This is a genomic window from Methylobacterium sp. J-030 (assembly GCF_022829545.1).
GTDB lineage: Bacteria > Pseudomonadota > Alphaproteobacteria > Rhizobiales > Beijerinckiaceae > Methylobacterium.
Genome location: NZ_JAKSYM010000212.1, coordinates 57,454 through 63,788, shown reverse-complemented (window position 1 = coordinate 63,788; position 6,335 = coordinate 57,454). Strand labels below are relative to the sequence as shown.

Annotated in this window: 7 protein-coding genes; 2 read left to right on the top strand and 5 right to left on the bottom strand. The window is 69.6% G+C overall.

The window, feature by feature from the left end:
* From MKK75_RS14515 to MKK75_RS14495, 5 genes are all read right to left on the bottom strand, one after another.
* Nucleotides 1–383: porin (locus MKK75_RS14515; RefSeq protein WP_244043260.1), on the bottom strand; the 383-nt coding region annotated here is incomplete at its 3' end.
* Between the two features lie 407 nt (nucleotides 384–790).
* Nucleotides 791–1,480: a metal ABC transporter permease gene (locus MKK75_RS14510; RefSeq protein ID WP_244043259.1), complete on the bottom strand. Its 690-nt coding sequence runs from the start codon at nucleotides 1,478–1,480 to the stop codon at nucleotides 791–793.
* Nucleotides 1,481–1,871: 391 nt separating this feature from the next.
* Nucleotides 1,872–2,144, bottom strand: a complete 273-nt coding sequence (locus MKK75_RS14505) for a winged helix-turn-helix domain-containing protein (protein WP_244043258.1) — start codon at nucleotides 2,142–2,144, stop codon at nucleotides 1,872–1,874.
* A gap of 101 nt (nucleotides 2,145–2,245) precedes the next feature.
* Nucleotides 2,246–2,857, bottom strand: a complete 612-nt coding sequence (locus MKK75_RS14500) for a HupE/UreJ family protein (protein ID WP_244043257.1) — start codon at nucleotides 2,855–2,857, stop codon at nucleotides 2,246–2,248.
* Between the two features lie 68 nt (nucleotides 2,858–2,925).
* On the bottom strand, nucleotides 2,926–3,501 hold the full coding sequence (locus MKK75_RS14495) for a pilus assembly protein PilZ (RefSeq protein ID WP_244043256.1): 576 nt from the start codon (nucleotides 3,499–3,501) through the stop codon (nucleotides 2,926–2,928).
* Between the two features lie 354 nt (nucleotides 3,502–3,855).
* Here MKK75_RS14495 and MKK75_RS14490 point away from each other — a divergent pair, with 354 nt between their 5' ends.
* Nucleotides 3,856–5,343, top strand: a complete 1,488-nt coding sequence (locus tag MKK75_RS14490; protein ID WP_244043255.1) for an ABC transporter substrate-binding protein — start codon at nucleotides 3,856–3,858, stop codon at nucleotides 5,341–5,343.
* A 13-nt stretch (nucleotides 5,344–5,356) separates the two neighbouring features.
* The gene (locus tag MKK75_RS14485; RefSeq protein ID WP_244043254.1) at nucleotides 5,357–6,301 is read left to right on the top strand and encodes an ABC transporter permease; all 945 of its coding nucleotides are present in this window, start codon (nucleotides 5,357–5,359) and stop codon (nucleotides 6,299–6,301) included.
* Nucleotides 6,302–6,335: the final 34 nt, after the last annotated feature.

The window sequence follows — 6,335 nt, the reverse complement described above, 5'->3', positions numbered from 1 at the left end:
GTGCCGGAGGTGCCGACGCCGGAATAGCCGGTGCGGGCGCCGGCATCGAGGCGCACGAAGGCGCGCAGGGTGCCGTAGGCGGTCTGGGTGCGGGCATCGAGGTTGATGCGCATCCGGCCCTGGTAGCCCGACGTGTCGCCGACGTTCGGACCGGCCTGACGCGAGTAGCTGGTCTGGTACCCGCCCTCGAACCGGGCGCGGCCCGGGATCCGCAGGCAGGTGTCGGTTCTGAAGATGTAGAAGAAGCCGGCACCGTAGGCGGTACAGACGCGGACATATTCGATCGGCACGGCCTTCCGGACCGGCAGATCGGCGGCGTGCGCGGCGCCCACCGCCGCGAAGGCGGCGGCAGACCCGAGCAGCGAGCCCTTCAAGAGCTTCATCGATATCTCCAAAGCTTCGAGACCCAAGAATGCGGACTTGCCCGGTTGACCGGATCTAGCCGCATGTTTTGTAGACTTGGCCTGCGTCTTGAGCGGCAGGCTCCTGCGGGCTCTCGCTTGGCGATGCCCCCGTGCACCCTCACCATGTGCGAACGGGTTTCGGCCGGCAACGAGGATTCTCGTTTATTGCCGCGGTTCCGACCCGATGTTGCGTGCTGGCAACAATTTCCGGGCGCATTGGCCATTAACCGAGTCACGAAGGCCGGTTTCGCCGGCAATTCCAGACCGTCTTCGGACTCGAATAGCCCGGCGCCCGTATTCGGGCGCCGGACGATTCGTGCGCGGAGTCCCGCCCGGCCGCCGTTGCTGCCGGCTTCACACGGGACAGCCGCGATAACATTGCCGGCTTACATCGGCGGGGTCAGGCCATCCTTGCCCACGGCGACCCGACGGGCCGTCAGATGGCCGTCATCCTCGCGCGCGACGACCACGAAGGCCTTCGCTCCCGGCGCGAGTGCCGAGGCGTCGGCCGGCGCGAAGCTGACGACCGGAGCCTGCGGCGGCACCAGGATCTGGAGGGACTGGCCCTTGCCGTAATCCACCGTCAGCGTCCGCTCAGCCCCGCCGCCGCGCGCCGTCACCGTGCCGTTGGTCATCGCGCTCTTCACCCTGGGGGCGTCGGGCGCGGTCGAACGGGCGTCGGCCGTCACGGTGCCGTTGGTCATCGCGCTCTTCACCTGCGCACCGCCGGCCGCGTGGTCCGGAAGCATGTCCCAGTCGTAGTGTCCCTCGCCGGTGCCGCGCATCGCCTCGGGGAACAGCACGACCTCCAGCGCCACCGGGGGCTCGCCCTTGGTGGCCGTGCCGATGAACACGCCGTCCTTGATCTGGTCGAGCGAGGCCGGCACGACCCACGAGACCTTCGCGTCCGGCGCGAGCGCCACGGATTCGGACTTGCCGTCGCGGGTCTTCAGCGTGAAGCCGCCGTGCTCGACCGCCTCGATCGTACCCCGCAGGCGCTCCACCTTCGGGGCCGCCTCCGCCCCAGCGGCGGCGGCCAGGAGTCCGGCCAGGGCAAGCATCACAGGTTTCGACATATTGGTTCCTCGGGCCGCCAGGATGATCGCGGCGCGCGGAACGTGGGGCGCGGATCGCTGCCGTCAGCCCCGCGCCGATGCAATTTCATGAAGCGGCATAGGCCAGCCCCTTCAAGGGGGTTGGCTCAGAGCCCGATGCGAGATCGGCGCCCGCGGGTCGTGACGCGCCCCCTTTCCCGGACAGGCGGAGCGAAGCGGAGGCTGATCCGAGATCCATCACGAGAAGCGCCGCGAGAGCGGCCCCGTTTGCTTCAGACAGGCGCTTGGCGGCTTGTTCCGCTGGTTCCCGGGTCGCATCCCGCCGGCGCTGCATGCGCCTGGGAAAGGGACGTGCGGAACCGGTGTCGTCGGATCCCTGGACGACACCCCGAAACGACCGGGGCATAGGCACTCATTCGGGCCGGGCGAGCTGCGCCAGGAACGGGGCGGCCGCCGCCTCGGCGGCCGCCTCGACTGCCCGGTACTGCGCCACCACCGCGGTCCCGAAATCCGAGAGCCGGGCGCCGCCCCCGGCCCGGCCCCCGATCTGCGCCTCGACCACCGGGCGGCCGAAGCCGCGATTCATCGCCTCCACCAGCAGCCACGCGCGCCGGTACGACATGCCGAGCGCCCGCCCGGCCCCCGCGATCGAGCCGTGCGCGGCGATCAGTTCCAGCAGCCGCACTTTGCCGGGGCCGAGCCGGTGCCCGGGCGCGAGATCGATGCGGATGCTCAGGCGCGGCGCACCATCGGGCGCGCGCGCCGCGAACGGGCCGGCCGCGCCGCTCAGGCCGGCAGCACCAGAAGGGCGAGACCCGCCATCGCGACGCCGGCGCCGAGGGCGGGCGCGGCCCGGGTGGCGCCGAGGCGCGCACCGGCAACGCCGAGGCCGATCCCGGCCGCGTGGAGAAGCGCGGTCGCGGCCAGAAAGCCGAAGCCGAACGACAGGCCGGAGGCGGTCTCCGGCATCTCGGCCCCGTGCGCGTAGCCGTGGAACACCGCGAACACCCCGACCAGGGCGGCGAGCAGCGCCACCGGCGCACGCAGGCCGACCAGGGCGGCGAGGCCGAACACCACGAGCGAGAGCGCGATCCCGGTCTCCGCATAGGGCAGCGCGATGCCGGCCATGCCGAGGCCCGCCCCCGCGCTCATCAGCACGAGGAAGGACAGGGGCAGCGCCCAGAGGGCCCGCCCACCGCGGAGGGCCGCCAGCAGGCCGACCGCGACCATCGCCAGCACGTGATCGGCCCCCATCAGCGGGTGCAGGAAGCCCGCTTCCGCACCGGTGGCGGCGCCATGGCCGGGATGGGCGAGCGCCGCCTGCGGCAGCAGCACGAGCGCGGCCGGCAGGGATGCGGCGAACGACGCGGCGAGAGATGCGGAGACAGGGCGCTTCATGGGGGGTCCTTCGCTGGCCCGAACAGATGTAGCGCCCATCCGCCGCCGCTGCGAGGCCCCGCAGCGGCTTACAACGTCATGGCCTCGTGAACGGCGTCCGGCTCGAAGGGCTCCAGGAAGGCGGCTCCCACGCCGTGCGTGAAATGCCGCATGACACGGGCCACCTTCTGGCCCACCCGGATCGTCGCACCGAGCTCCAGGGCTTGGTCCACGAGCAGCGCCACGCCGGAGACCGAGACGTTGAGGACATGCCCCGAGACCGCATGGCCGCCCTCCAGCGTCACCGCGACGATCTTCTGCCGCGGCACGACCCGGCGGTGGACCCGGATCGGTTCCGCCGCGCGGAGATCCTGGGCCCGGGACAGCGTCACGAACCGGCGCACCAAGCCGGCCAGCGCAGGCCGGCCCCCGCGGACGGAGACCATGAATTCCTGACCCGCCGCCCGGTCGATCCGCGCATGCAGGAGCCCGATGTGGCGGATGCTGCAGGTGAGGTCCTCGCCCGGGATCAGGAGCGACGAGGAGCGGAAGCGGATCCCCTCGACCGAGACATCCGTGGTGATCGCGTAGAAATCCCGGCGGCGCGGGTTCCAGCAGAGGGCGGGCAGGATGATGCGGTGTCGCGGGCCATCGATGTCCTTCATCGCCACCTCTGTGAACTGCCGGCTTTGTGCGATGGTGCGACCTGACGCGAACTTCAAGAATCCCGTAAAATTCATCTTATTCCGCACCGGACCTCACCGCACATATATTCATACGATCTTCGCAAGATCCGCCATATTCTGACTTGATCACTCCGCTGAATACCGGACCAAGCGCCTCCTGATGCGCGCTTGAAGCCGACTGGACGACTTGAATATAAGATGCAGCTTGACCGTCTGGCACGGATGCTGCCTTGGGATTGTGCATGCCACGGCGGTGCGCGACGGTCTCGCCACCTCCGGATCGGCCGCGGCCGATCGCATCCCGCCACCCGCGCCAGCCTCCGGACCGATTTCATGTTGCGTCTCGCCGCCTGCCTCCTCGCCGGGATGGTCCTTGCCGGACCCGCCGCCGCGCAGACCCTGCGCTACGGCATGATGGAGGATCCGGACGCCCTCGACCCGACGCTCGCCCGCACCTTCGCGAGCCGGATGGTGTTCGCCGCCCTGTGCGACAAGCTCGTGGATATCGGGCCCGACCTGAAGCCGGTGCCGCAGCTTGCGACCGCCTGGGAGCTGTCGCCCGACGAGAAGGCGCTGACCATGCACCTGCGCCCGGGCGTGCTGTTCCACGACGGCGAGAAGCTCGACGCCGCGGCGGCCAAGTTCTCGATCGAGCGCCATCTGAAGATGCCGGGCTCGCAGCGCCGCTCGGAGATCGCGCCGATCGACTCCGTGGACGTGGTCGACGACCTGACCTTCCGCATCAACCTGAAGCAGCCGTTCGCGCCGCTGCTCGCGCAGTTCACCGACCGGGCCGGCATGATGGTCTCGCCGAAGGCCGCCGAGCGGCTCGGCGACAAGTTCGCGTCGGCGCCGGTCTGCGCCGGACCGTACAAGTTCGTCGAGCGGGTGCCGCAGGACCGGATCGTGGTCGAGCGCTTCCCCGACTACTGGAACAAGGACGCGATCCAGATCCAGCGGATCGAGTTCCGCCCGATCCCCGACGCGACGGTGCGGCTCACCAACCTGCGCGCCGGGCAGCTCGACCTGCTGGAGCGCCTCGCACCGACCGACGTGGCGCAGGTGAAGCGCGACGCCAAGCTGAAGCTCGAATCCACCACCGAACTCGGCTTCCAGGAAGTCCTGTTCAACCCCAACAAGGCCGGCTCGCCGGTCTCCGACCCGAAGGTGCGCGCCGCCTTCGAGGCGGCCATCGACCGGAACGCCATCAATCAAGTGGTCTATAACGGCGAGTTCCTGGCCGGGAACCAGTGGGTCAACCCGAAGAACCCGAACTACGTCGCCGCGTACCCGATCCCGAAGCGGGATGTGGCCAAGGCGAAGGCCCTGCTCGCGGAGGCCGGCAAGCCGAACCCGCAGATCACGCTGACCGTCTACGCCAACAGCGAGTCGCCGCAGGTGGGGCAGGTGATCCAGGCGATGACCAAGGAGGCGGGCTTCGACGTGAAGATCCAGGCGGTGGACTTCACCACCGCGCTCGATGCCGCCGACAAGGGCAATTACGAGGCGCAGCTCTATTCCTGGAGCGGCCGCTCGGACCCGGATGGCAACACGTTCAGCTTCCTCGCCTGCAAGGCGGCGCTGAACTACCCGAAATACTGCAATCCGGAGGCCGACGCGGCGCTCCAGGCCGAGCGCGGCACCATCGATCCGGCCAAGCGCGCGGCGGCCTGGAAGGCTCTGGCGGATCAGGTGCTGAAGGACCGGCCGGGGATCTACATCCTGCACCGCAAGCTGCTCTGGGCCTACACCCAGAAGCTCACGGGCTTCGTGCCCTATCCGGACGGGCTCGTGCGCTTCACCGGGCTGAAGCTCAACTGATGCTGCGCGCCTGATGCTTCGATTTCTGGCCCGACGCCTCGCCCTGGCGGTCCCGACCCTGATCCTGGCCTCGATGATCATCTTCGCCCTGCAGCAATTGCTTCCGGGCGATGTCGCCACGGCGCTGACCGGCGAGGAGCGCGACCCGCAGGTGATCGCCTTCATCCGCGCGAAGTACCACCTCGATCAGCCCCTGCCGGTGCGCTACGCCTATTGGGCCGGCGGGGTGCTGCGCGGCGATCTCGGCGAGTCGATCCGCTTGCAGAAGCCGGTCTCCAAGCTGATCGTCGAGAAGCTGCCGGTGACGCTGGAACTCGCCTGCCTCGCCATGCTGGTGGCGCTCGCCATCGGGGTGCCGATGGGCGTGCTCTCGGCAGTGAAGCGTGGTCAGGCCGCCGACACGGTCGCCAACGGGATCGCCCTCTGGGGCCTGTCGGTGCCGAACTTCTGGCTCGGGATCCTGCTGATCCTGCTGTTCTCGGTGGAGCTCGGCTGGCTGCCGGCCTCGGGCTACGTCTCGCCGTTCGAGAGCCTGTCCGAAAACCTCGCCGCCATGGTGATGCCGGCCTTCGTGCTCGGCAATGCCATCGCGGCGGTAATGATGCGCCACACCCGGGCGGCGATGCTGGGCGTGCTCGGCTCCGACTACGTCCGCACGGCCCGCGCCAAAGGCGTCTCGCCGTTGCGGGTGACGTTGCGGCACGCGCTGCCCAACGCCGCGATCCCGATCATTACCCTCGGGGCGCTGGAATTCGGCCAGCTCCTGTCGGGGGCGGTGCTCACCGAGCAGGTCTTCTCCGTGCCGGGCTTCGGCAAGCTGATGGTCGATGCGGTGTTCAACCGGGATTTCGCCACCGTCCAGGGCGTCGTGATCTGCACCGCCGCGACCTACATCGCCCTCAACCTCGCCGCCGACCTGCTCGCCGCGGCCGTGAACCCGAAGCTGAGGCGGGCATGAGCGGATCTTTCGAGCGCGCCGCCCTCCCTCCCCC

What these genes read in the sequence shown, in the direction of transcription:
- MKK75_RS14510 (WP_244043259.1), bottom strand. Translation starts at nt 1,480, where the DNA reads ATGTCGAAACCTGTGATGCTTGCCCTGGCCGGACTCCTGGCCGCCGCC.
- MKK75_RS14500 (WP_244043257.1), bottom strand. Translation starts at nt 2,857, where the DNA reads ATGAAGCGCCCTGTCTCCGCATCTCTCGCCGCGTCGTTCGCCGCATCC.
- MKK75_RS14495 (WP_244043256.1), bottom strand. Translation starts at nt 3,501, where the DNA reads ATGAAGGACATCGATGGCCCGCGACACCGCATCATCCTGCCCGCCCTC.
- MKK75_RS14490 (WP_244043255.1), top strand. Translation starts at nt 3,856, where the DNA reads ATGTTGCGTCTCGCCGCCTGCCTCCTCGCCGGGATGGTCCTTGCCGGA.
- MKK75_RS14485 (WP_244043254.1), top strand. Translation starts at nt 5,357, where the DNA reads ATGCTTCGATTTCTGGCCCGACGCCTCGCCCTGGCGGTCCCGACCCTG.